Source organism: Sulfitobacter albidus, assembly GCF_018200035.1.
Lineage (GTDB): Bacteria > Pseudomonadota > Alphaproteobacteria > Rhodobacterales > Rhodobacteraceae > Sulfitobacter > Sulfitobacter albidus.
In genome coordinates this window covers 157,117-180,000 of sequence record NZ_CP073581.1, presented here as the reverse complement: position 1 = coordinate 180,000, position 22,884 = coordinate 157,117, and the positions used below count along the sequence as shown (strand labels likewise).

General features: G+C 61.7%; 23 protein-coding genes and 1 rRNA gene (1 of these 24 only partly in view). 9 read left to right on the top strand and 15 right to left on the bottom strand.

What is annotated here, in order from left to right; all coding sequences use genetic code 11:
- The 3 genes from KDD17_RS00880 to KDD17_RS00870 all read right to left on the bottom strand — a co-directional run.
- Positions 1 to 29: ribosomal RNA gene (locus tag KDD17_RS00880) — 16S ribosomal RNA — on the bottom strand (it extends 1,432 nt beyond the left edge of the window).
- A 643-nt stretch (positions 30 to 672) separates the two neighbouring features.
- Positions 673 to 1,383 (bottom strand): bifunctional 2-polyprenyl-6-hydroxyphenol methylase/3-demethylubiquinol 3-O-methyltransferase UbiG, encoded by a 711-nt coding sequence (gene ubiG / locus KDD17_RS00875; protein ID WP_212704859.1) that lies wholly within the window; start codon positions 1,381 to 1,383, stop codon positions 673 to 675.
- Positions 1,384 to 1,445: 62 nt separating this feature from the next.
- Positions 1,446 to 1,757: an ETC complex I subunit gene (locus KDD17_RS00870; RefSeq protein ID WP_212704858.1), complete on the bottom strand. Its 312-nt coding sequence runs from the start codon at positions 1,755 to 1,757 to the stop codon at positions 1,446 to 1,448.
- Positions 1,758 to 1,914: 157 nt separating this feature from the next.
- Here KDD17_RS00870 and uvrB point away from each other — a divergent pair, with 157 nt between their 5' ends.
- A complete protein-coding gene (gene uvrB, locus KDD17_RS00865; protein WP_212704857.1) occupies positions 1,915 to 4,116 on the top strand; it encodes an excinuclease ABC subunit UvrB in 2,202 nt (733 codons plus the stop codon).
- Here the strand turns inward: uvrB and KDD17_RS00860 are convergent.
- Positions 4,113 to 4,508, bottom strand: a complete 396-nt coding sequence (locus tag KDD17_RS00860; protein ID WP_212704856.1) for an NYN domain-containing protein — start codon at positions 4,506 to 4,508, stop codon at positions 4,113 to 4,115. The genes uvrB and KDD17_RS00860 overlap by 4 nt on opposite strands.
- A gap of 72 nt (positions 4,509 to 4,580) precedes the next feature.
- Between KDD17_RS00860 and KDD17_RS00855 the strand changes: the two genes are divergently transcribed.
- Positions 4,581 to 4,766, top strand: a complete 186-nt coding sequence (locus KDD17_RS00855) for a PLD nuclease N-terminal domain-containing protein (RefSeq protein WP_212704855.1) — start codon at positions 4,581 to 4,583, stop codon at positions 4,764 to 4,766.
- A 123-nt stretch (positions 4,767 to 4,889) separates the two neighbouring features.
- A complete protein-coding gene (locus tag KDD17_RS00850) occupies positions 4,890 to 5,549 on the top strand; it encodes a hypothetical protein (RefSeq protein ID WP_212704854.1) in 660 nt (219 codons plus the stop codon).
- 23 nt (positions 5,550 to 5,572) lie between these two features.
- Here KDD17_RS00850 and KDD17_RS00845 read toward each other — a convergent pair whose 3' ends face one another.
- From KDD17_RS00845 to KDD17_RS00835, 3 genes are all read right to left on the bottom strand, one after another.
- On the bottom strand, positions 5,573 to 7,867 hold the full coding sequence (locus KDD17_RS00845) for a glycosyl hydrolase family 28-related protein (protein ID WP_212704853.1): 2,295 nt from the start codon (positions 7,865 to 7,867) through the stop codon (positions 5,573 to 5,575).
- A gap of 106 nt (positions 7,868 to 7,973) precedes the next feature.
- Positions 7,974 to 8,375, bottom strand: coding sequence for a DUF4864 domain-containing protein (locus KDD17_RS00840; RefSeq protein WP_212704852.1), 402 nt, complete (start codon positions 8,373 to 8,375; stop codon positions 7,974 to 7,976).
- A gap of 62 nt (positions 8,376 to 8,437) precedes the next feature.
- Complete coding sequence (locus KDD17_RS00835; protein WP_212704851.1) at positions 8,438 to 10,018, bottom strand: lysine--tRNA ligase; 1,581 nt, start codon at positions 10,016 to 10,018, stop codon at positions 8,438 to 8,440.
- Between the two features lie 121 nt (positions 10,019 to 10,139).
- On the opposite strand from KDD17_RS00835, the gene KDD17_RS00830 reads away from it, so the two are divergent.
- Positions 10,140 to 10,562, top strand: a complete 423-nt coding sequence (locus KDD17_RS00830; protein ID WP_212704850.1) for a tellurite resistance TerB family protein — start codon at positions 10,140 to 10,142, stop codon at positions 10,560 to 10,562.
- Here the strand turns inward: KDD17_RS00830 and dacB are convergent.
- The gene (dacB, locus tag KDD17_RS00825; protein ID WP_212704849.1) at positions 10,559 to 12,052 is read right to left on the bottom strand and encodes a D-alanyl-D-alanine carboxypeptidase/D-alanyl-D-alanine endopeptidase; all 1,494 of its coding nucleotides are present in this window, start codon (positions 12,050 to 12,052) and stop codon (positions 10,559 to 10,561) included. The genes KDD17_RS00830 and dacB overlap by 4 nt on opposite strands.
- 89 nt (positions 12,053 to 12,141) lie before the next feature.
- On the opposite strand from dacB, the gene KDD17_RS00820 reads away from it, so the two are divergent.
- Positions 12,142 to 12,966 carry a DMT family transporter gene (locus KDD17_RS00820; protein WP_212704848.1) on the top strand — a complete coding sequence of 275 codons (825 nt, stop codon included), beginning with the start codon at positions 12,142 to 12,144 and terminating at the stop codon, positions 12,964 to 12,966.
- Here the strand turns inward: KDD17_RS00820 and KDD17_RS00815 are convergent.
- On the bottom strand, positions 12,958 to 13,560 hold the full coding sequence (locus KDD17_RS00815) for a nicotinate-nucleotide adenylyltransferase (protein WP_212704847.1): 603 nt from the start codon (positions 13,558 to 13,560) through the stop codon (positions 12,958 to 12,960). The genes KDD17_RS00820 and KDD17_RS00815 overlap by 9 nt on opposite strands.
- Before the next feature lie 137 nt (positions 13,561 to 13,697).
- On the opposite strand from KDD17_RS00815, the gene ettA reads away from it, so the two are divergent.
- Positions 13,698 to 15,353 carry an energy-dependent translational throttle protein EttA gene (gene ettA, locus KDD17_RS00810; RefSeq protein ID WP_212704846.1) on the top strand — a complete coding sequence of 552 codons (1,656 nt, stop codon included), beginning with the start codon at positions 13,698 to 13,700 and terminating at the stop codon, positions 15,351 to 15,353.
- 45 nt (positions 15,354 to 15,398) lie between these two features.
- Here ettA and KDD17_RS00805 read toward each other — a convergent pair whose 3' ends face one another.
- Together KDD17_RS00805 and KDD17_RS00800 are read right to left on the bottom strand one after the other, a co-directional pair.
- Positions 15,399 to 16,355 (bottom strand): response regulator, encoded by a 957-nt coding sequence (locus tag KDD17_RS00805; RefSeq protein ID WP_212704845.1) that lies wholly within the window; start codon positions 16,353 to 16,355, stop codon positions 15,399 to 15,401.
- A gap of 116 nt (positions 16,356 to 16,471) precedes the next feature.
- Positions 16,472 to 17,449 carry an aldose epimerase family protein gene (locus KDD17_RS00800; protein WP_212704844.1) on the bottom strand — a complete coding sequence of 326 codons (978 nt, stop codon included), beginning with the start codon at positions 17,447 to 17,449 and terminating at the stop codon, positions 16,472 to 16,474.
- Between the two features lie 226 nt (positions 17,450 to 17,675).
- On the opposite strand from KDD17_RS00800, the gene KDD17_RS00795 reads away from it, so the two are divergent.
- The 3 genes from KDD17_RS00795 to KDD17_RS00785 all read left to right on the top strand — a co-directional run bounded on the left by KDD17_RS00795 (position 17,676) and on the right by KDD17_RS00785 (position 19,179).
- On the top strand, positions 17,676 to 17,882 hold the full coding sequence (locus KDD17_RS00795; RefSeq protein WP_212704843.1) for a cold-shock protein: 207 nt from the start codon (positions 17,676 to 17,678) through the stop codon (positions 17,880 to 17,882).
- Positions 17,883 to 18,034: 152 nt separating this feature from the next.
- Positions 18,035 to 18,586, top strand: coding sequence for a L,D-transpeptidase (locus KDD17_RS00790; protein WP_212704842.1), 552 nt, complete (start codon positions 18,035 to 18,037; stop codon positions 18,584 to 18,586).
- 98 nt (positions 18,587 to 18,684) lie between these two features.
- Entirely contained in the window at positions 18,685 to 19,179 is a 495-nt protein-coding gene (locus tag KDD17_RS00785; protein ID WP_212704841.1) for a hypothetical protein, read from the top strand.
- A gap of 56 nt (positions 19,180 to 19,235) precedes the next feature.
- Here KDD17_RS00785 and KDD17_RS00780 read toward each other — a convergent pair whose 3' ends face one another.
- Genes KDD17_RS00780 through KDD17_RS00765 form a run of 4 tightly spaced genes read right to left on the bottom strand, consistent with a single transcriptional unit; the run spans position 19,236 to position 22,883 of the window.
- Positions 19,236 to 20,231 carry an ABC transporter substrate-binding protein gene (locus tag KDD17_RS00780; protein ID WP_212704840.1) on the bottom strand — a complete coding sequence of 332 codons (996 nt, stop codon included), beginning with the start codon at positions 20,229 to 20,231 and terminating at the stop codon, positions 19,236 to 19,238.
- A gap of 46 nt (positions 20,232 to 20,277) precedes the next feature.
- A complete protein-coding gene (locus KDD17_RS00775; RefSeq protein WP_212704839.1) occupies positions 20,278 to 21,120 on the bottom strand; it encodes an ABC transporter permease in 843 nt (280 codons plus the stop codon).
- Positions 21,117 to 22,037: an ABC transporter permease gene (locus KDD17_RS00770; RefSeq protein ID WP_212704838.1), complete on the bottom strand. Its 921-nt coding sequence runs from the start codon at positions 22,035 to 22,037 to the stop codon at positions 21,117 to 21,119. Before KDD17_RS00770 ends, KDD17_RS00775 begins: the two co-directional genes overlap by 4 nt.
- Positions 22,038 to 22,097: 60 nt before the next feature.
- The gene (locus KDD17_RS00765; RefSeq protein WP_212704837.1) at positions 22,098 to 22,883 is read right to left on the bottom strand and encodes an ABC transporter ATP-binding protein; all 786 of its coding nucleotides are present in this window, start codon (positions 22,881 to 22,883) and stop codon (positions 22,098 to 22,100) included.
- Position 22,884 lies beyond the last annotated feature (1 nt).

Genomic DNA, 22,884 nt, shown 5'->3' with positions numbered 1-22,884 from the left:
TTCTGAGCCAGGATCAAACTCTCAAGTTGAAATGCCATTGCTGACATATCCTTGACGTTCGAACCTCTGCACATCGTCCTGATCCCATTACTGAAAGAACCAGGACAGTCTCTGTTTGATGCGCTCAAGGTAACCAAAGTTACCGAAAGCCGCCAAACAGTGAAGCTGACACCGCATCATCGGGCGAACCCTAGCGGCGCGACATACAGACGTTGATCCATCGAAATGAAACCAAACCGCCCGCATATCTCTTCAGATATCATCAATGTCAAATAACGCTCAGAACAAAATCCAACAAGATGCGCCCTAACTTACCGGCGCGCCTCGCCATCCCTGTCCTGAATTCCACCCCGAAGACCCTCCGAAGCATCCGCTCCGTCCCGCCTCCGTGGCGCCCCGTAGCGCCTCAGCGCCGCCGGTGAAGGGGGTTCTAGACCCACCAACCAAAACCCGCAAGCCGATTTTTCGAGAAAATCGCCAAAACGCCGATTTTCTCAACCTGCTGCGGGTCGAATGCTCGTTTCCTCCATGTTTTTATGGCTCAAACCCACCACCGCTCAAAGCATTTTCTTTTGCGGAACGCCGCTGTATCCCCGCGATTCCGCCATTTGCCCATAAAACAGGCGGTGAATCAGCCGCTCAGGCTCGGAAGAACGAGTCGTTTTGCCCGACTCATGCCTTTTTCGCGTGTCCCATGTAGATGATCGAGGTCAGCGGAAGGCGGCCAAAGGTAAGATCACCCCGGCGATTAAGGCCCCGCGGCCCCAATCCGGTTATCGGCCCGGGCGACAGGCCCGCCTTGTGCAACCCGGAACGGAGCTCATCCGGTTTTATGAAGAGTGCCGGATCATGTGTGCCCTTTGGCAGCAGGCCAAGCACGTCCTCTGCCACGGTGATCGTGGCAAGGCGCGCGATCGGGTTGCGATTGATCGTATCGAAAAAGAACACCCCATCGGTCGTCAGCACCCGCGAGACCTCGCCAAGCACCTTTTGCAGATCGGAGACATGTTCGAGCACATCCACGCAGACCACCGCGTCAAAGCTGGCGTTTTCGTAGGGCAGGCTCTCCCCTACCCCGACATCATAGGAAATATTGTGTCCACTATCCCGTGCGTGAGCACGTGCGGCAGCAATCGCGTCTTCGGCAGGATCGATACCAGTCACGCGCGCGCCGCGCTCTGCCAGGGCTTCAGCCATGAACCCACCGGCACAGCCGAGATCGAGCACCGTCTTGCCCTGCCAGTCAATCAACCGATCAAAATAGGAAAGTCGGCCCGGCACCATATTCTTGAGCGTGCGGACCCAGCGCATGTCGTCTGACCACCACTGTGCGGCGACGTCATCATAGATGCCAAGATTGTTGCGATTGGGATCTGCGGGCATTGTGGCTCTCCTTCACCAGCGATGCAGGAGAGATAGCTCGGCGCCCCGCGGACGCCACTGCGTCAGTGCGTCCAGGCGCCCCGGCGACCGGTCGCGAAATTCTCACCGTATCCGCCCGCGCGGATGTTGGGCTTGCGTCGCTTGGGGTCCTGAACCTGCGCGTCGATGTTGTTCTCCGCTGCATATTCCACAGCCGCCTCGCGCGTATCGAACTTGAGCCGGACCTGGCTTTGCGTATCTGACGAAGATGTCCACCCCATCAGCGGATCAACCTCGCGCGCGGCGGCGGGGGCAAATTCCAACACCCACTGGTGAGTTTTCGCGGCACCCGAAGACATGGCTGTTCGGGCTGGCTGATAGATTCTCGCGCGCATCTGGGCACTCCGTCGTTGGCTGGTGTGGATATGGCACGCCGCGTGCGCCCGATCAAGGGTTGCACGTCTGCTGACGCATTCCGGCAGGAAGCGCCGGGCACACCTTGAACCCACGGCAAAACATGACACCTATACGCGGACACCAGCGGAGCCATCCATGCCCTACGCCCATTCCGACAAATCCGAAGCCCTGCTCGCCAATCCGGCGCCCGACGTGGCGACCCGTGAAAAGCTCGAAGGTGGGCGCGCGTTCAAGATGGTATCCGAATTCGAACCCGCAGGCGATCAGCCGACGGCGATCAAGGAACTGGCAGGCGGTGTGCTGGACGGCGAACGCGACCAGGTTCTCTTGGGCGCCACCGGCACGGGCAAGACTTTTACCATGGCCAAGATCATCGAGGAGACCCAGCGCCCCGCGATCATCCTGGCACCCAACAAGACGCTCGCGGCCCAGCTCTACGGTGAGTTCAAGGGGTTCTTTCCCGAAAACGCGGTCGAATACTTTGTCTCCTACTACGACTATTATCAGCCCGAGGCCTATGTCGCGCGCTCTGACACCTTCATCGAGAAGGAGAGCCAGATCAACGAACAGATCGACCGGATGCGCCACTCCGCCACCCGTGCCCTGCTGGAGCGGGACGACGTCATCATCGTGGCGTCCGTGTCGTGCATCTACGGCATCGGCTCGGTCGAGACCTACGGCGCGATGACGCAGGATCTGCACGTGGGCAACAACTATGACCAGCGACAGGTGATCGCGGATCTGGTGGCGCAGCAGTACAAGCGTAACGATGCGGCCTTCCAGCGCGGCAGCTTCCGCGTGCGCGGCGACAGCCTCGAAATCTTTCCCGCCCACCTCGACGACCGCGCGTGGAAACTGTCGTTCTTTGGCGAAGAGCTGGAAACCATCACGGAATTTGACCCCCTGACAGGTGAAAAGACCGGTACGATGGACAAGATCCGGGTCTATGCGAATTCCCACTACGTCACGCCGAAACCCACGATGAATCAGGCGATGATCGGTATCAAGAAAGAGCTGCGCACGCGGCTCGATCAACTGGTGGCCGATGGCAAACTGCTGGAGGCGCAGCGGCTGGAGCAGCGCACGAACTTCGACCTCGAGATGCTGGAGGCGACGGGCGTCTGCAACGGCATCGAAAACTATTCGCGCTACCTCACGGGTCGCGCGCCGGGCGAGCCGCCCCCGACCCTGTTCGAATTCATCCCCGACAACGCCATCGTCTTTGCAGATGAGTCCCACGTGTCGGTCCCGCAGATCGGCGGCATGTATAAAGGTGACTACCGGCGCAAATTCACGCTGGCCGAACACGGCTTCCGCCTGCCGTCGTGCATGGACAACCGCCCCCTGAAATTCGAGGAATGGGATGCCATGCGCCCGCAGTCCGTCTTTGTCTCTGCCACCCCCGCCGCGTGGGAGATCGAACAGGCGGGTGGCGTGTTCACCGAACAGGTGATCCGTCCGACCGGGTTGCTGGACCCGGTCGTGGAAATCCGCCCCGTGGAAATGCAGGTCGACGACCTGCTCGACGAGGTGCGCAAAGTGGCCGCCGACGGCTATCGCACACTTTGCACGACGTTGACCAAACGCATGGCCGAAGATCTGACGGAATACATGCACGAACAGGGCATTCGCGTGCGCTACATGCACTCCGACATCGACACCATCGAACGGATCGAGATCCTGCGCGATCTGCGCCTTGGCGCCTTTGATGTGCTGATCGGGATCAACCTGCTGCGCGAAGGGCTCGATATTCCCGAATGCGGGCTGGTGGCGATCCTCGATGCGGACAAGGAAGGGTTCCTGCGGTCAGAGACCTCGCTGATCCAGACCATTGGCCGCGCGGCACGCAATGCCGAAGGCCGTGTGATCATGTACGCCGATCGCATCACCGGCTCGATGGAGCGGGCCCTCGGGGAGACTAACCGCCGCCGGGCGAAACAGATCGCCTATAACGAAGAGCACGGCATCACCCCGGCAACGGTGAAAAAGAATGTCGATGACATCCTGTCGGGTCTCTACAAAGGCGACACCGATCAATCCCGTGTCACCGCAAAGATCGACAACCCATTGGCGGGCGGCAATCTGCAAACGGTTCTGGACGGCCTGCGTACCGACATGCGCAAGGCCGCCGAAAACCTCGAATTCGAAGAAGCCGCGCGCCTGCGCGATGAGGTCAAGCGGCTTGAGGCTGTTGACCTTGCGATCGCCGACGATCCAATGGCCCGTCAACAGGCCGTCGACAAGGCCGTGGGTGACGCGCAGAAAGCTTCCGGTCGCTCGACGATGGGGCGTGGTGGGATGCGCGGGGGCGTCAAACGCAAGCGCGGAAAACGCTAGATCGGCACCGCACGCAGCTTGCGCGAAAACTGTGCGCGGCCGCCGACAATGCGACCGCTGACGAGCCAGTCCCGACGCAGGGCGGGGTAGTTGTCGCGCCAATCCCGATACTGATCGCGCGTGACGATCTGCGCCCCGGACTGCTCCGCACGATCCAGCAAGAGAGCGTCCGCCGCCGCGCCTTCGGGCGCGATCTGAACGCAATGGGCATCAAGGCCCAAGTGCAGCGCCACCTCCTCCACCGCGAGTCCCACCCTGAAATCAAAGATCAACTCCGGCACAAACCGCCGCGCGCAAAGCGCGCTTGCCACGATCTTCAGAGTATCAAGGCGCGCGCCACCGCCCTGCCAGAACAGGACATTCGAAGCATCTACAAGAATGCGATGGGACAAATCGGGGAACCTCGCGCGGCCCAAGAAAGTTTAGGTGGCAAGCAACATGCAACGCACACTGGAGCATTTACAATGGAATACGGTATTCTTGGCCTTCTTATCCTGATCGCCGACATCTACGCGATCTATAACATTTTCACATCCCGCGCCTCGGGTCTCGCGAAAATCCTCTGGACCCTCGGTGTGGTGGTCTTCCCGGTTGCAGGCTTTATCGTCTGGCTGATCGCCGGACCCCGCGGAGACCGCGTGACAGCCTAACAAAACTTGAGAGAGCCCGGCCTTCGCGCCGGGCTTTTTCGCACCCAACACCCCGCTACCGGTAACGCTTTGTTAACGTTTGTTAACCACGCTGGATGAATGCGGCGTTATCTACAGTCTCTCTTGCTTATCACGGTCGGGCTTTGCGCCACATTACCAGCTACGGTGAATGCAGGTGCGTGGCTGCGGGAACGGGGAAAAGGGTTCATGTCCTTTTCCTTCGCCAGCACGGTTGACCTAGACACTGTCTCGCAGACGTTCATCGAGTATGGCTACAGCGATGCCATGACACTGGGGGCGGACATCGGTTTCGTGCGACCGCGAAATGGATTTCAGGGCGGTTTTGCCACCCTGTTTGCGACCCGCGCCATTACCCCTCCCGACGCCCAATCAAAATGGAGCTACACAATCGGTGTCGGCGCAAACTGGGCGAATGATCTGGTGCTTCCCCACATACAAACAGGTATCAGCTGGGGTCGCGGCATCAAGCTCGGTGAGAAATACGGCTGGGCCACCGTAGATGCCAACGTCTTTTGGGATGTGACCTACGCTCTGCACGTCAGCAAACTGGATGGCACCGTCGGTCTGAATTTCACCGATCATGTGGCGGGCATGATGCAGATCTATTTCGTGCATGCTGCGGGGACGAGCGCAACGACGCTCGCCCCTTCCCTGATCCTGTCCCCCAAAGAGGGTCCGTTCCGCATTCAAATCGGTGCGGAAACCGCCTTGGGAGACATCTCCGGCAGCGTGCTCAAACTCGGGCTTTGGCGCGATTTTTGAGCCGCCCTCCCTGCCAGACCGGGTCAGACGAGATCGTTGTCGATGCGCACGGTGAGGCCAATCTTACCTTCGACCGGCTCGCTGAAAACGACCAGAACCTGATTGGCATTCGGCCCCTGCTGGGCCCGCACAAACGGCGCGTCCCAATTGACCGCGCCGGCCGCATTGCGGACCCCGCCACGCACCGCCACCGCATCGATACTCAGCGCGCGCGCCTGAAACGGCAGCGCCGATCCGGTATCGATCAGCCAGGATTGCTGCGGCGTGTTCTCCTCGTGTTCAATCGTGTAGGGGCTGGTGACCTGCGACACGACACCAAAGAAGTTGTTGCCCTGCATCCGCACATTCCGCGTGCGCGTCAGGTTCATCGCGGCAAAGCTGGTATCGATCCGCTCGGCCCGGTTGATCGACCCGTTGATCGAGCGGAACTGGTTGCCCGTAATGTTCACCCCATTGAGGAAATGATCGGCCCCGTGCGGCTTGACGACGATATAGCTGAAACTTGGCGCCACATCCCCCGACAGGAACACATTGCTCGAAATCTCCATCGCGCTGAACGAAAAACCACCGCTGAACGCAGGCTCCGGATCTCGCTCGTTGGTCCACTCCAGAAATGCGTTGTCGCTGTAGTTGTTGGTGAAGATGAACGAGGCGTAGGGCTCCGCCAGAACCACCCCGGCAGAGCGGATCCCACCCTTGATCGTATCACCCTGGAAAAAGTGATTGCCCGAAACGAGATGGTTCTTGCCGCTCAACACGGCGAAATGCTTGAACCGGGTCGCGCGGTTGTTGCGGATCTTGGCATCATTGGCATTCACGTTCAGCGCGATGCTGCTGCGGGCGGAGACGGCCAGAGAATCCTCCGCCGACAGGAACTGGTTGCGCTCGATGAACATCCCCTGACAGCCACCGCCCATGGACGTGATCCCGCGATCCTTCGGCGTCGTGATAAAGCAGTCCCGCACGGTAAAGATCGTCCCCGCTCCGGCCAGAAGAATCCCGCTACACACCGCTGAGCACTGGAATTCGATGTTGTGCAACACGAACTTGCTGACCACTTCGAAACCCGAGAAATCCAGCAGGTATTTGAACCGGCGGAAGGTGAAATTCTGCGTGCCTGCCGCATCGTAGAGAGCGGCATTCAGCGTAATCTCTCCCCTCGCGACATTCTTTGATCTTACGTAAACCTCGCGCCCCACGCCCGCGCCGGTCACATGGCTGCCGACCTCGATGTTGGCGATATTCGCGACATTCGACAGGACCCGCGGATTTCCGGGACTATACGTCGCCTGTGCCGTGATCGTCGTCGTGGCCCAATCCCCATCCGCCAGCGCAATCAACTGCCCGTTGTGGATCGCCCGGCGCGTCGAATAGCGCGAGCGCGACGGCACCGCGGCCTGCATGTCGATCGGTCCCGTCAACGCCACCTTGCGCCCGCCCAGATCCAGCGATTCGTGATCCGAGTTGTTCAGCAGCGCCTGAAACGCCTTGCGGAAGGCCAGTTCTTCGTTGCCAAACGCCTCAATGTAGTTGGGCAGATCATAATTGCGGCGCAGCAGCAGGATCGCTTCGGTGGGCATGGTGACGGTGCCCTCGAACTTGGTGCGCGTATCAAACGTGACATCGCCGTTCAGGCGGAAAACACCGTTGGGGATCAGCACCGTGCGCCCGTTGGCAGCCGCGTTTGCAGCCTCGAACGCGGCAGTGTCATCGGTTGTGCCGTTGCCGACCGCACCATAATCCCGCACATCGATTGTCGATACGACATCCCCCAGAAAGACCGAGGACACGTCGTTGATCTCGATATCGTCGATCCGCACGACACCGCCGTTCTGTCCCAGAAGGTCGATACCGAAATGTCCGTAGGCCGCCGTTGGCCCCCAGACCATATCGACGCCGGTGCGATTTCCGATGCCGACAATCGCCGTGATCTCGACCACCTGCCCGTAGGTCGTCAGCGCGGTGTTCGGACCCGTGCTCACCACACCCGGCACGGGCGTCCCGTTCGATCTGGCCGCATAGGCCGCAATCCGCACCGTCGGCAGGTTGCCACTGATCGCCTTGATCCGTACCTTGATCTGCAAATAGCATCCCGGAACAATCGGCGTCTCGCCCTTGTAGCGCAGACGCTGCGTGCTTTCCGTCTTCAACAGCTCCAGTGCACCGCCAAAATCCTGATCCGCCGGCACGAATGCCGCGTTTGCAGCACCGTTATAGCTGGGAGAGCCCGGCGTCCCGTCGCTACTGGAATATTGGTCAAGCCCGTTCGCATACGGAGACGGTGTCAGTTGAATCCCGTCGGTGATCGCCTTGTTCATTGAAATCCCTTTCCCACGTGGTCCGGCGCGACAGGGCCGGTCGGGGAAAGGAGATATCAACGTGCTCTTAACGCGGGCCTAGGCGCCCGTGACGGTGGGTGTTGCGTCAGACCGCAGCGCCCGGCGCATCGAGGATCTGCACGCCGTTGATGCGCCAGCCGCTCTCAAGCTGCTGCATACGGTATTCGAGCACGTGAAACCGGCCCTTTTTGTCGGTGATCTGCACCTTTTGCCAATAGGTACCGCCCTCTTCGCGCAGTTCCAGAAACATCACCTGCGCGGGGCGCCAGACCATGGGATAGCCTTGGGTGACCATGCGGCCAAAATTCTCGGGCGTTTGAAAAAACGTCTGCAAGGTGGGGCTGGCAAATTCAAAGGCGGAGGCAAAATCATCCGCCTTGAATGCCTCGAATTGCTGGCTGATCGTGCCTTGGATTTCCGCCTCCTGAGCTTGCGCGCCAAATGCGCCCAGTACACAGAAAACCATCGCGTGCAGTACCGTTTTCATCGCCGTCTCTCCCGCTGCTGACCTGACTTGAGGTAATTCACGCGGCAAAGACGGCAAGAGTTTCAGCCTGTCACCAGCTCTCCGGCCAGTGCGGCGTCGATCAGTGCGATGGTCTCCTCGACGCCGTACAGCGCGATGAAACCACCAAATCGCGGTCCCTGGCTCGCGCCCAGCAGCACTTCGTACAGCGCCTTGAACCAATCACGCAGAGGGTCGAACCGCTCACGGCCGCAGGCAAAGACCTCCGACTGCAACGCCTCCGCGTCAAGGCCCCCGTCCCACGCAACCAACCGCGCGCGCAGATCCTCCAGCGCCTCGCGCTCCAGATCGCTGGGCGCACGGTACACCTTGGCCGGTTTCACGAAATCGTTGAAGTACCGCACCGCATAGCCCGCCGCCGCGTCCATACCGGGATTGCCCTCGGGCGTCGCTTCAGGCGCATAACGCTGGATAAAGCCCCACAGCTGCGATTTGTCCTCCGCCTGCGACACCGACGCGAGGTTCAGCAGCATCGAGAACGGCACAACCATGTCCGACACCGGCACGTCCCCGCCGTGGATGTGCCACACGGGGTTTGCCAGACGGCCCTTTTCGTCTTGGGTCTCGTAGGCGCGCAGTTGCTGGTGGTATTCGTCCATCGCCTTCGGGATCACATCGAAGTGCATCCGCTTGGCGGTCTTGGGTTTGAGAAACATGAAATACGACAGCGATTCCGTGCTGGCATAGCGCAGCCATTCATCAATCGAGATCCCGTTGCCCGAAGACTTGGAAATCTTCTGCCCGTTTTCGTCCAGAAACAGCTCATAGCTGAAATGCTCGGGCTTCTTGCCGCCGAGGATTTCACAGATCCGGTCGTAGATCGCCGTATTGGTCGCGTGCTCTTTGCCGTACATCTCGAAATCAACGCCAAGTGCTGCCCAGCGCGCGCCGAAATCCGGCTTCCACTGAAGCTTCACATTGCCGCCGGTGACGGGCAGCGTCATCTCCGTGCCGTCCTCATCATCAAAGGTCACGGTGCCCGCTTCCGCATCGACGTGTTTGATCGGCACATACATCACGCGGCCCGTTTCGGGATGGATCGGCAAAAAGATCGAATAGGTCTGGCGCCGCTCCTCGCGCAGGGATTTCAGCATCACCTCCATGATCTGATCGTACCGCTCTGCCGCGCGCAGAAGGATCTCGTCGAAATGCCCCGCGCGGTAGAACTCCCGCGCCGAGTAGAACTCATATTCGAACCCGAAAGTATCCAGAAACCGCCGCAACATCGCGTTGTTGTAATGGCCAAAGCTCTCAAACTCGCCGAAGGGATCAGGCACGCTCGTCAGCGGCTTGTGCATGTGCTCGGCCAGCATATCCTGCTGCGGCACGTTGCCGGGCACCTTGCGCATCCCGTCCAGATCGTCGGAAAAGCAGATCAGCTTGGTCGGGATGTCGCTGATCTCTTCGAACGCGCGCTTGATCATGGTGGTGCGCAGAACTTCGCCGAAGGTCCCGATATGCGGCAGGCCCGAGGGGCCATAGCCCGTCTCGAAAAGAACAAACCCCTTCTCGGGCGGCTTGTTCTGATAGCGTTTGAGCACACGGCGCGCCTCTTCAAAGGGCCAGGCCTTGCTTTGCATCGCGGCGTCACGTGTGGTGGACATATCAGTTCCCAAATTCATCGCCGGAGCCCCATCGCGCCCGGATCGGCATCATCTATTGCGTAGCCCCCGCGCCGTCAATATTCTGCACCGCAACATAGCTCCCGGCCCCAAGGATCCCAAAATGCCAGATGACCCATCTCTCGCGCTCAGCGCGCAGGACTGCCTTGTTGCTGTAATGGTCGCCGTCTCCGCCTCGGACGAGGATATCGGCACCACCGAGCTGATCAAGATCCAAGCCGCCGTGAACCTGCTTCCCATCTTCGCCGGATACGACGCCGACCGGATCAAGGTCGTCAGCCAGATGGTGTTCGATTTGTTCGAGCAGGAAGACGGGCTCGACGCGCTGTTCGGTCTCGTGCGCGAAGGGCTGCCCGAGCGCCTGCACGAAACGGCCTATGCGCTGGCCTGCGACGTCGCCGCCGCAGATGGCACGCTAGAGGAAACCGAACTGCGCCTGCTCGAAGAGATGCGCTATGAGCTGACCATCGACCGGCTGCACGCCGCCGCGATCGAACGCGGTGCGCGCGCGCGCCACCTTACCTAAGCGCCGTAGAGGACGCCCCAGCGTTCGATCAACGCCTGTTGCAGCCGCTTTGATCGCCGGTTCCACGTGCGCCCGCCCGCCGGGCCTTCCCGCTCGGCACGCGTGATCGTGGCGCGGATCGCCGGATCGGCGGTGAAGATCGCGAATGCCATCTCGGTCCCGTCCGGCCCGGTAAGATACCCCGCGAGGGTCGAGACGAAATTCAACGTACCGGTCTTTGCATCCACGCGGATCGGATGATCCTGGATCACGCGCCGGTTTTCATCGCGCATCGCAATCGGTTTGAGGATGTCGCGCAGACCCGTATCGCGGACCTGCACCAGGGCAGTGACCATGTCAGCCGTGCTCAACAGGCTGTCATCGCCAAGGCCGGAGTGATCGACCAGCGCAGGAGCCTCCATCCCCAGCGCCGTCTGCGCCCAGGCGTTCATCTGCGCGGCCGAGGCTTTCAACGTGTCGACCTCGACACCGCGTGCGCGTGTGGCCGCAAGCCCCAGCATCTCGGCGGTGAGGTTCGTGGACCACTTCAGCATCTCGCGCGCGATGGTACGCAGATCGCGGCTGCGATCGGTCACGATAGCATCCGCTTCCGGGAGGGTGTCGACGAAACCCGGAACGCCCAGCGCGATGCCTTCCGCCCCGGCCAACACCGCAAAGACCTCTGCCGCGTAGAGCCCCGGCTTGCGCACCGGCAGCCAGCGCGCGCCACCGTTGCCCAACGCGGGCCGCGCAACGGTCCAGTTATCGCGCCCTTCGCCGTCGGCGTAGGTGTAGATCGGGCTTTGCCGATCGACCACGCGCATGGCGGCAAATCGCACGGCGGGGCGCAACCTCTCCGATCGGCCATCCATCGTCACGGCATAGCCGTTGCCGCCGCGCTTCCATTCGAAATGCACCCGGTTGTAGTTCAACGCCAGCCCCGAAACCCCGGGGTTATAGCCGACCTGATCTGGCTGCTCTGGGTCAATGCGGTCAAGACGCGGCAGCGCTTTGTCAAAAACCTTGAACGCGCCCTTCACCCCGGTGACGCCCAACGCCTTGAGCTGCGCAGCCATTCCGGCAAGACGATCCGTGTCGAGCGTGGGATCCCCCCCGCCCGCAAGGATCAGATCGCCCTGAACCACTCCGTCGACAATGCCGCCCGTGGTCATCAGCCGTGTCTCGAACCGGTGTGTGGGACCAAGAGCGTCCAGTGCATACAAGGCGGTCAACGCCTTGGCGACGCTTGCCGGGGGCTGGGCCACGCCGGCGGTGCGCTGCTCCAGTCGCAGGCCGGTCGCCGCATCGGCCACGGCGAACGAGACATCACCGCTCAGCTTTGCCTCGCGCAGGATCTCATCGACCGAGCGTACCGCGCGCTTGAAAAAATCTTCGCCCCGCAGCACGGGCCGCAGGGATGCGGCAGGAGGTGCCGCATGCACCACACCGGCCATCACGGGCCAGGCGGCTGCTGCGCCAAGGAATCTGCGTCTGGAATACTCTTGAGCCATGGCAAAGACATAGCGCAGGGTCCCGCGACTTCACAAGCGCCCGATATTCACGATACCGCAGCCCGCGCAATCGTGATAGCGCGGCGGCCATGCACCGCGCCGTACTCATCATGTTTGTTGCCATGTCGCTGATCCCGGCGGGCGACAGTGCGGGCAAATTGCTCAGCGGAACGCTGGGCGTCGCACCCATTTTTGTTGCGTGGTCACGCTTTGCCATCGGGATGGTGTGCCTGATCCCGTTTGTGCCGCACGATGCCTATGGGCTGCTGCGTGACTGGCGCATCTGGGTCCGCGCCGCCACGCTTGCCGCCGGGATCAGCTGTATTCAGGTCGCCCTGAGTACCGAGGAAATCGCCACCGTTTTTGCAGCGTTCTTTGTCGGTCCACTGGTGAGCTACGTGCTAGCCGTGATTTTCCTGCGCGAAAGCGTCACGTGGCTGCGCTCCGCGCTGATCCTCGCGGGCTTTGCCGGGGTGCTGATCGTGGTCCGACCGGGCGGGGAGACGGGCATCGGACTTCTTTGGGCGCTCGCCGCGGGCGGATGCTACGGCGTTTTTCTGACCCTGTCTCGCTATCTGGGCGGCGTCGGCACACCGCTGGCCCTGACCCTGACGCAACTATTGATTGCCGGTCTGATCCTGTTGCCCTTCGGCCTGTCAAACTGGCCGCAAATCACGCCACAGATTGCTGCGCTGACGCTTGCCTCGGGGCTCTTTTCGATGCTGGGCAATCTGCTGCTGCTCTTTGCCTACCGTCTTGCGCCCGCCACCCGACTTGCCCCGCTCGTTTACTTTCAGCTGATTGCGGCCGTCACGCTGGGGTGGCTCATCTTCGGTGATCTGCCTGATGCGGCTGTCTGGACGGGTCTGGCCCTCATCATCGGCGCCGGTCTCGCTTCGGCGCGCCTACGCTGACCACGCGCCTGCAGCACGGATCGCCGAAGACGACACATCCATCATCGGCACATTCACAAAACACCACGCGGGCGCCTGTGCGGTGCGAAGCGTGCGCGACATCCGCCCCGGGATCCGCGCGGGCGCATAGAGCGCAGCCGCCCTGCTCATCCGCGCCGAGATCCGCTCGCCCGGACGCGCGAGCACGCCGACGGGCGTCGTGTCCATGATAGCTCGCCAGTCCTGCCACAGATGGAACTGCGCAAGGTTGTCGGCCCCCATCAACCACACAAAGCGCTGCGTGGGATATAGCGCCGTGATCGCCCGCAAAGTCTGCGCCGTGTAGCGCGTGCCCAACCGTGCTTCGATCCCCGTGATGGTCACGCGCGGGTGCTGCATCACCGCGCGAGCATGCGCCAAACGGCGCTGCATCTGCGCGGGCCCGCGTTCTTTCAACGGGTTGCCGGGCGAGACAAGCCACCACACCGCGTCCAGCCCGAACCGTTTGAGCGCCTCGCGCGTGATGTGTACATGGCCCGCGTGCGCGGGATCGAACGATCCACCCAAAAGCCCGATAACCTGACCGGGTGCGGCAAAGGGAATGTCATGGCGCACCAGCACGGCCTCCGGCAAAAACAGCGCGAGCGTGCGGGGATCGCGCGGCCGTTGTCAACCGCCTCAGCGGACTTGTTGCGCCTGCGCGATCCCGCTATTGCACACCCAAACACACATTCGCACCAAGGAGGACCGTCATGGCGGCCTATCAATACGTCTACCACATGCAGGGCGTGTCCAAGACATACCCCGGCGGCAAGAAATGTTTCGAGAACATCCACCTCAACTTCCTCCCCGGGGTCAAGATCGGTGTCGTCGGCGTCAACGGCGCGGGTAAATCCACCCTGATGAAGATCATGGCCGGCCTCGACAAGGATTTCACCGGCGAGGCATGGGTCGCCGAGGGCGCACGCGTCGGCTATCTGCCGCAGGAGCCAAAGCTCGACCCGGAACTGACCGTGCGCGAGAACGTGATGCTCGGCGTGGCGAGCAAAAAGGCGATCCTCGATCGCTATAATGAGCTGGCGATGAATTACTCCGACGAGACCGCCGATGAGATGGCCGCGTTGCAGGATCAGATCGACGCGGAAAATCTGTGGGATCTCGACAGCCAGATCGACGTGTCGATGGAGGCGCTGCGCTGCCCGCCGGACGACGCCAACATCGCCGATCTTTCGGGCGGGGAAGCGCGCCGCGTGGCGCTGTGCAAACTGCTGCTCGAAGCGCCCGAAATGCTGCTGCTCGATGAGCCGACCAACCACCTTGATGCGGAAACCATCGCGTGGCTGCAACAGCACCTGATCGACTACAAGGGCACGATCCTGATCGTCACCCACGACCGCTATTTCCTCGACGACATCACCGGCTGGATCCTTGAGCTCGACCGCGGGCGCGGCATCCCCTACGAGGGCAACTATTCCGATTGGCTGGAGCAGAAGGCCAAACGCCTCGCCCAGGAAGCGCGCGAGGATAAATCCCGCCAGAAAACGCTGGAGCGCGAATTGGAATGGATGCGTCAGGGCGCCAAGGCGCGACAATCCAAATCCAAGGCCCGGATCAAATCCTACAACGAGATGGCCGATCAGTCAGAGCGTGAAAAGCTGGCCTATGCCCAAATCGTCATCCCCTCGGGCCAGCGCCTCGGCTCCAAGGTGATCGAGGTCGAAGGGCTGACAAAGGCGATGGGCGACAAGCTGCTGGTCGAAGGGCTCGATTTCTCTCTGCCGCCCGGCGGTATCGTGGGCGTCATCGGCCCCAACGGCGCGGGTAAATCGACGCTCTTCAAAATGCTGACGGGTCAGGAAAAACCCGACGCAGGCACGGTCGAGATCGGCGACACGGTCGAGCTGTCCTACGTCGATCAGTCCCGCGACGATCTGAACCCCGATGACAACGTCTGGCAGGCGATCTCAGGGGGGGCCGAACTGATTCAGCTGGGCGATGCGGAGGTAAATTCCCGCGCCTATTGCTCGTCCTTCAACTTCAAGGGCGGCGATCAGCAGAAAAAGGTCGGGCTGCTGTCGGGCGGGGAGCGCAACCGCGTGCACATGGCCCGTCTGCTCAAATCCGGCGGAAACGTGCTGTTGCTTGACGAGCCGACCAACGATCTGGACGTCGAAACCCTGCGCGCGCTCGAAGATGCGCTGGTCGATTTTGCCGGCTGCGCGGTGGTGATCTCGCACGACCGCTTCTTCCTCGACCGGATCTGCACCCACATCCTCGCGTTCGAGGGCAACTCCCACGTGGAGTGGTTCGAAGGGAACTTCGAGGACTACGAGGAGGACAAGAAACGCCGTCTGGGTGCCGACGCGCTGGAGCCAAAACGCCTCAAGCACAAGAAATTCGTGCGCTGACCGTGCACCGGGGGGCGGCCAGGCGGCTGCCCCTTTTTTTCGGTTCTATCCGGTGAGCAGTTTGGACGTCAGCCGTTCGAACAGACCGTTCACTTCCACAGGCTCGGCAGGCTCCGTCAGGTCGGCGCGGCCCTGAAAACTGCGCAGGGCTTCCGCAGCCGACAGACCGGACCACAATCGCTGCTCTCCGATCTGTGCCACGTTGATCGCGGGCGCATCCCCTGCCCAATGCGCCTCAAGCGATGCTTGCGCCATCTCGCTCAGCGCTTCTAGGTCCACACGTTCCCGGCTGTAGACGACCGCCACAAAGGTGCCACGCCCACCGTGGGCAAAACGGGTTGTGTCACTATCGATTGCCTCTGACACGGCGCGCGCGGTGGTCTGCATGCCATGGCGGTAAGCCGTCGCGGATTGCGCGCGAAACAGATCCTTCGCACCAGTAAGCTCGACCCGAAACAGCGTCATCGCATACAGTGCCTCTCCACGGCGCAAGAGATCATTCTCAAGCGTCAGGAAAGGTTTGAGACCCGGCGTTGCCATCAAATCGAAACGGTCGTCAAAAGAGATTGTCGTCAGATGCGTCAAGGCATCAAGCCGGTCCTGGCTTTCCCGCTCGCGCCGCAGACTGTCGGTCAACAGGGCGGCCATATTGATGCGCGTCCCCAGTTCCAGACCGTCGAACGGCTTGCTCACATAATCCGTCGCTCCCGCATCAAAGGCGCGCGACATGCTGTCGTGTTGGCGGTCGCCCGTGATCATGATGATCGGCGCGCTGCGGTACTCCGGGAGGGCGCGCAAGCGCTCGCACAGGGCAATCCCGTCGATTCCCGGCATCATGATATCGAGAAGGAAGGTATCGAACGGCTCTGACGCGTCCGCAACCGCCTGCAACGCCTCTTCACCGCTCGCGGCAAAGCTGATGGCGCCAAATCCCGATTGCCGCATTGCACTGTCCAGCAAGTCCCGGGTGACCGGGTCATCGTCCACGGCAAGAATACGCATAAGGTCTCCTACATTCCTGCATGGCTCGTCCTTCTGGCACGCGCCACGCATCGTTCCCATCAGGGTCGCTGGGAAAAAGGGCGCCTTTACGGCGTTTGAGAGGAGTCTTCGGGGGCTCACCGTGGCAAGAAGCGGTACTGTACCTCATGGCTGTAGACTTCACCGGGGAGGATCGTGATCCCGGGAAAGCCCGGATTGTTTGGCGCGTCGGGCCAGCCCTGCGCCTCAAGAGCGAGGCCCGCACGCGGGCCAAGGCGGCGACCGTCAGCGGCGCGCGCGTCAATCCCCGCGCCGTCATAGACATGCAACGCGGGCTGGGTTGTCCAGATCTGCAGCCGTGGCCCGGCCCCGGCCGCCAGCCCGGCGGCAAAGCGCAATCCGCGCGCCCGGTCCCGATGCAGGCACAGGCTGTTGTCATAGCTCTGCGCGGCGACAGCGCGCCCGGCACGGAAATCGAACGCCGTTCCCGCGACCGGCGCGATCTCTCCGGTCGGCAGCGCATCCGCATCGGCGGGCAGATACTGCGTGGCCGGGCATTCCAACACGTGCCCCGCAATCGTTGGAGCGCCATCAAGGTTGAAATACGGGTGGTGACATAGGTTCATCAGGGTGCGTCGCGTGCAGGTGGCCGTCAGCGTCAGCGCAAGCGTACCCTCGCCGGAAACGCGATATCGCGCATAAACGATTGTCCCCGCCGGGTAGCCATTTTCCCCCGCGCGCATCCGCGCCCGCAGGGTCAGCGCATCCGGGGTTACCGCGACAGGCGTCCACACCCGGTGCGACAGCGCGCCGGATCCTCCGTGCAGATGATGGGCGCCTCCGTTGCGGTCAAGGGCGACCGACCGGCCGCCGATACACGTGCGCGCCTGCGCTATCCGCCCGGCCACAGGCCCCACAATCGCACCGGCATAGAGCGACGCTGCCGCACCGGGGTAATCGCCATCCGGCAGGCTCAGCACGAGGGGATTCGCAATGCCGTCGAGCCTCAGGTCCTGCAAACTTGCCCCAAAACTGAGGATCCGCGCCCGCAAACCACCCGCAGAGATGACAAAGGACGCGGTGCCATCACCCGGCATCATTGCATTATTTTGCATATACTTATCCAATTCCGCCTCTGTATACCGGCCGCCTGAGCCCGGCCATTTGGTCCCCGGCGTGATGCGAAATACTTGATATGCCGGAATCGCGCTGGCATATTTTTCGGGCTGACGTTTGATTTATCAAGACCACTGCCTGCGCTACCGCGATCAGTCTCTCGATGACAGACTTGATAAGCCGGGCCATCGCATATCGCGGATGGCAGCAACAGGAGAGGACGACATGGCCACAGGCACAGTCAAATGGTTCAATACGACAAAGGGTTACGGGTTTATTGCCCCCGACGGCGCGTCAAAGGATGTGTTCGTGCACATCTCGGCTGTCGAGCGCGCGGGGCTGACCGGTCTGGCTGACAATCAAAAAGTGACATTCGATATCGAGGCCGGCCGCGACGGTCGCGAATCCGCCACGAATATCGCCTTGGCCTAGGCGCGCGCAGTCGGCCAAACACCCGCCTCGGGCGATCACACGCTTAAGTGATCGGACAATCTGCAACGGTTGTCCGGTTTTTGATCATCAGCCTTGAAAAAAGACCTCTTTTTACGGCATGAAAGATGTGAATCTGCCAGAAAGGGTCTCTCATGCGCCGTCGTACGTTCCTCGCAAGCTCACTTGCCGCCACCGCAACGCCACAGCTCGTCTCGGCCCAGGCCGCGGCTTTCGATCCGACGCCACAAGCCGTTCGGATCAAAAAATCATATCAGGTCGGTGAATTGCTGATCCTGCCGCGCAGCTATTACCTGTATTTTGTTACCGCACCCGGTCAGGCAATGCGCTACGGCGTGGGCGTGGGCCGGGCCGGTCTGGAGTTCACGGGGACCGCCACCATCGCAGTGAAAAAGGAATGGCCAACCTGGCGTCCGACCAACGAGATGATCGAGCGTGAGCCTGCCAAATACCAACGCTTCATCGGCAACACCGAAGCGCAGCCCGGTGGCCCCGGCAACCCACTCGGCGCGCGTGCGCTCTATCTTTTTCAGAACGGTGTGGACACGTATTTCCGCATCCACGGCACCACGGCGCCCCGCTCAATCGGGCGCTCGGTCTCCAACGGCTGCATCCGGATGCTGAACGAACACGTCAAGGACCTTTACCAGCGCGTGCCAATCGGGACAAAAGTTACCGTCCTCTGATTCACACAACGCAAACGCACAAAGGGTCGGCATGATCGCCGACCCTTTTTTTGTTGGGCATCCCGCACGCGCATAGCGCTTACCACAGGAACAATCAGATGAGTGGCCCCGAAGACCCACGCTGGAGTGACGCCTACTACAGGTCTGGAATGCAGACCCTGCATGCCCAACAGGCCGACGCACGAAAAAGACAGCAGTTGATCGAACAAGAACGCGAAAAGCACCTTGCAAGGGCCGCAAGCGCTCAGGGCAACCGCACCGCCATCACCGCCCGATCTGACTGGGCTTTTCGCGGATTTGAGCGCTGGATCGATTGCGGGCGTGGCAGGATCATTGTCCTTGTGATCTTGGCGCTCGCGGCCCTGTCAGGCGCAGTCGTTCAGACACGGCAGGCGGCGGCTTTCGACTGGGGTGAGGTTCTGATTGCCGCGTTTCTCGGCGCGCTGGCGGTTCCGTTGCTGTACGCTCTGCTCCGGCTTGTCGTGGCACTGGCGACCGTCCTCGCCGTTGCGCTCTGGCGATTGCTGGTCTTTGCCCTCGTGTTGGGGGCCGTCGTCATGGTCATCGCAGGGCTCAGCGGCGTTGAGTTCTGAATGTAAAAGGGGCCGACACGCAGGTGCCAGCCCCTCTTTTTCACGTCGTGCGTCGCTTACTGCAGCGCCTGATCCGTGATGACGCTGGTCCACGCGCCTTCGGGCGCCTTGGAGATCACCGGGTCAGACCCGCCTGCCAGCAGCGTATCGACCGTGCGCTGGTAATCCGCCTCATCCAGCGATCCGTCGGAGCCTGCCGTCAGCTTTGCAATTTCCTTCATCATACGGATCTGTGCCTCCTCGGACTGGGCACCCGTCTCATCGTTTTCGACCACGATTCCACCCGCCTCTTCCGGGTTTTCCTCGGCGTATTTCCAGCCCTTCATCGAGGCACGCACGAACCGCACCATCTTGTCGACAAACACCGGATCCTCGAGGTTCTCTTCGAGCACGTAGATGCCGTCCTCCAGCGTCGCGACGCCCTGATCCTCGTACTTGAACGTCACCAGCTCGTCTGGGTTCACGCCCGCATCCAGCACCTGACCGTATTCATTGTACGTCATGGTCGAGATGCAGTCGGCCTCGCGTTGCAGCAGCGGATCGACGTTGAAGCCCTGCTTGAGAACCGTCACACCGTCCTCGCCGCCCTCGGTCGAAATCCCCTCCTGGCTCATCCAGCTCAGGAACGGGTATTCATTGCCAAAGAACCAAACGCCGATGGTCTTGCCCTTGAAATCGGCCACTTCCGTGATGCCGGTATCCTTCCAGCAGGTCAGCATCAGGCCAGATGTCTTGAACGGCTGGGCGATGTTGACGACCGGAAGGCCTTTTTCGCGTGCGGCCAGCGCCGAGGGCATCCAGTTCAGCATCGCATCCGCGCCGCCGCCCGCAAGCACCTGCGGCGGTGCGATATCAGGGCCGCCCGGCAGGATCGTCACATCCAGCCCCTCTTCTTCGTAAAATCCCTTGTCCTGCGCCACGTAGTAGCCCGCGAACTGGCTCTGCGTGACCCACTGCAGCTGCAGCGTCACGGTATTTGCGTGGCCGTCCGCCATCAGCGGTGCCGCCGCCAGACTGGCCGCAAAGCTTGCGGCGATCATCATCTTTTTCATTGGTAACCCCTCCAGGTTGGTTGATGCCCCGTTCGGGGCGTTTTGTTTATCTTTGCGACGGATGCCAGAACGTCACCCGTTTCTCGATCAGGACCATGATGCCATAGAACGCCGATCCCGCCAGCGCCGCCACCACAATTTCGGCCCAGACCATGTCGAGCGCAAGCTGCCCGAAACTGGTCGAGATGCGAAACCCCATGCCCACCGTTGGCGAGCCGAAAAATTCAGCAACAATCGCGCCGATCAGCGCCAGCGTCGTGCCGATTTTCAGACCGTTGAAGATGAACGGCGCGGCCGACGGTAGCCGCAGCTTGAACAGCGTCGGCCAATAGCCCGCCGCGTAGGTGCGCATCAGATCGCGCTGCATGGCCGACGTATCCTTAAGCCCCGCCACCGTGTTCACCAGGATCGGAAAGAATACCATCACCCCCACCACGGCGGCCTTGGATTCCCAATCGCTGCCCAGCCACTTCACAAAAATCGGCGCCGTCCCCACGATCGGCAGCGCCGCCATGAAGCCCCCGACAGGCAGGATGCCGCGAGTCAAAAACTCCGACCGGTCCGCAAGGATCGCCACGGCGAAGGCCGCAGCAGCCCCCAGCACATACCCCACAAGCGCCCCTTTGAGGATCGTCTGCCGGAAATCGGCCCACAGTGTCGCACCGGAAGAGCCGATCCGTTCGATTACATCCGTGGGCGCGGGCAGGATCACCGGGCTGACCTCGAACCCGCGCACCATCAGCTCCCACACGACCACGATTGTCAGGCCAAAGATCAACGGCACGGCGACCCGTGCGCTCACGGTGTCCGACGCGGCCCCGTTGGCCAGTCGCACATTGATCCACCAGCCAAGGATCCAGACGGCAATGCCCAACGCCACATACATCATGCCGCCTGCATCCCCATGCGTTTCAGGGTCATCCGCTCGATCAGGCCGAACAACCCGACAAGCGCCGCCGCCGTCAGCGCCGCGGCAAAAAGCGCGGCCCAGCTAACCAGCGGCTGCCCGTATTGATCCCCCACAAGCATCCGCGCGCCAAAGCCCGCGCGCGCGCCCGTCGGCAGCTCCGCCACGATTGTGCCCACCAGAGAGGCCGAAATCCCGATCTTGAGCGAGGCGAACAGATACGGCACCGACGCGGGCAGGCGCAGGTTCCAGAACCCCTGCGGCTTGGACGCATTATAGGTGCGCAGCAGATCCAACTGCATCGCGTCAGGGCTGCGCAGCCCCTTCACCATGCCCACGACAACAGGGAAGAACGACAGATAGGCCGCAATCAACGATTTCGGGAACAAACCTTGTATCCCCATCGACCCCAGCACCACGATCACCATCGGCGCCAGCGCCAGAATGGGGATCGTCTGGCTGACAATCGCCCAGGGCATCACGCTGCGGTCCATCACCCGGCTGTAGACGATGCCCACCGCCAACAAAATCCCCAGCCCCGTGCCAATCGCAAACCCCAGCAAGGTCGGCGCCAGCGTCACCCAGCCATGATACACCAACGAGCGTTTCGAGGTGACGCTGCGGCCAAAGATCGTATCCACCATCTCGCCGGCGACTTGCTGCGGCGCGGGCAGGCGCGGGCGTTGGAAATCATAGGTCAGCGGGATCAGATGCACGTTTTTCAGTGCCAGCCCGACGCCGCTCAAATCCTGCCGCGCGGTCGGCGTATCGGGCGTGACCACGGCCCCGTCGCGCTGCGCCTGATCAGCCACCAGATGCATGTTCATCGGAATGACGGCCAAAAGCCAGAACCCAAGGATCCCGGCCACCACCGTCAGAACGGGCAGGATCGACCTCATTCGCGCGCTCCCTTGCGGGAGGGCGGGCGGGACGTCGCCGCAGGCGCGTGTCGCGCGGCCTTACCCATCTGCATGCCCCGCGCGCAGCCCCTCGCGCACCCGGTGCGCGATCTCCAGAAACTCCGGACTTTCGCGGATCTCCAAAGGGCGCTCCTTGGGCAGCGGGCTGTCGATCACATCCGTAATCCGGCCCGGTCGCGGGCTCATCACGACGATCTTGGTGCTCAGATACACCGCCTCCGGGATCGAATGGGTGACAAAGGCGATGGTCTTGCCCGTGCGCTCCCAAAGCTTGAGCACCTGTTCATTCAGGTGATCGCGTACAATCTCGTCCAGCGCGCCAAAGGGTTCATCCATCAGCAGGATATCCGCGTTGAAGGAAAGCGCGCGCGCGATACTCGCCCGCTGCTGCATGCCCCCCGACAGCTGCCAGGGAAACTTGCGCTCGAACCCGCTCAGCTCCACCAGATCAAGAACGCGGGCGACCCGTTCCGCCTGCTCGGCCTTGGGGATCCCCATGATCTCAAGCGGCAGGCGGATGTTGCCGCCAATCGTGCGCCAGGGATACAGCCCCGCCGCCTGAAACACATAGCCATAGGCGCGCGCACGCCGCGCCTCGCCGGGTGAGACCCCGTTGACCGTGATCTCCCCACCCGTCGGCTGCTCAAGGTCGGCCATCACCCGCAGGAACGTCGTCTTGCCGCAGCCGGACGGCCCGATGAAGCTGACAAAATCCCCCTGCGCGATTTCAAGGTTCACACCCTTGAGCGCGTGCACGGGGCCGTCGTTGGTCTGGAAAGTCAGATCCAGATCGCGCGCACTGATGACACTTTGCGGAGGTCTCAAG

Excerpts from the sequence above, each read along its gene's own strand:
- KDD17_RS00855 (WP_212704855.1), top strand. The coding sequence starts at position 4,581 with ATGGAATACGGTATTCTTGGCCTTCTTATCCTGATCGCCGACATCTAC.
- KDD17_RS00770 (WP_212704838.1), bottom strand. The coding sequence starts at position 22,037 with ATGAGGTCGATCCTGCCCGTTCTGACGGTGGTGGCCGGGATCCTTGGG.
- dacB (WP_212704849.1), bottom strand. The coding sequence starts at position 12,052 with ATGGCTCAAGAGTATTCCAGACGCAGATTCCTTGGCGCAGCAGCCGCC.
- KDD17_RS00835 (WP_212704851.1), bottom strand. The coding sequence starts at position 10,018 with ATGTCCACCACACGTGACGCCGCGATGCAAAGCAAGGCCTGGCCCTTT.
- uvrB (WP_212704857.1), top strand. The coding sequence starts at position 1,915 with ATGCCCTACGCCCATTCCGACAAATCCGAAGCCCTGCTCGCCAATCCG.
- KDD17_RS00840 (WP_212704852.1), bottom strand. The coding sequence starts at position 8,375 with ATGAAAACGGTACTGCACGCGATGGTTTTCTGTGTACTGGGCGCATTT.
- KDD17_RS00780 (WP_212704840.1), bottom strand. The coding sequence starts at position 20,231 with ATGAAAAAGATGATGATCGCCGCAAGCTTTGCGGCCAGTCTGGCGGCG.
- KDD17_RS00800 (WP_212704844.1), bottom strand. The coding sequence starts at position 17,449 with ATGCAAAATAATGCAATGATGCCGGGTGATGGCACCGCGTCCTTTGTC.
- KDD17_RS00785 (WP_212704841.1), top strand. The coding sequence starts at position 18,685 with ATGAGTGGCCCCGAAGACCCACGCTGGAGTGACGCCTACTACAGGTCT.
- KDD17_RS00870 (WP_212704858.1), bottom strand. The coding sequence starts at position 1,757 with ATGCGCGCGAGAATCTATCAGCCAGCCCGAACAGCCATGTCTTCGGGT.
- ettA (WP_212704846.1), top strand. The coding sequence starts at position 13,698 with ATGGCGGCCTATCAATACGTCTACCACATGCAGGGCGTGTCCAAGACA.
- KDD17_RS00790 (WP_212704842.1), top strand. The coding sequence starts at position 18,035 with ATGCGCCGTCGTACGTTCCTCGCAAGCTCACTTGCCGCCACCGCAACG.
- KDD17_RS00845 (WP_212704853.1), bottom strand. The coding sequence starts at position 7,867 with ATGAACAAGGCGATCACCGACGGGATTCAACTGACACCGTCTCCGTAT.
- KDD17_RS00775 (WP_212704839.1), bottom strand. The coding sequence starts at position 21,120 with ATGATGTATGTGGCGTTGGGCATTGCCGTCTGGATCCTTGGCTGGTGG.
- KDD17_RS00830 (WP_212704850.1), top strand. The coding sequence starts at position 10,140 with ATGCCAGATGACCCATCTCTCGCGCTCAGCGCGCAGGACTGCCTTGTT.
- KDD17_RS00795 (WP_212704843.1), top strand. The coding sequence starts at position 17,676 with ATGGCCACAGGCACAGTCAAATGGTTCAATACGACAAAGGGTTACGGG.
- ubiG (WP_212704859.1), bottom strand. The coding sequence starts at position 1,383 with ATGCCCGCAGATCCCAATCGCAACAATCTTGGCATCTATGATGACGTC.
- KDD17_RS00820 (WP_212704848.1), top strand. The coding sequence starts at position 12,142 with ATGCACCGCGCCGTACTCATCATGTTTGTTGCCATGTCGCTGATCCCG.
- KDD17_RS00805 (WP_212704845.1), bottom strand. The coding sequence starts at position 16,355 with ATGCGTATTCTTGCCGTGGACGATGACCCGGTCACCCGGGACTTGCTG.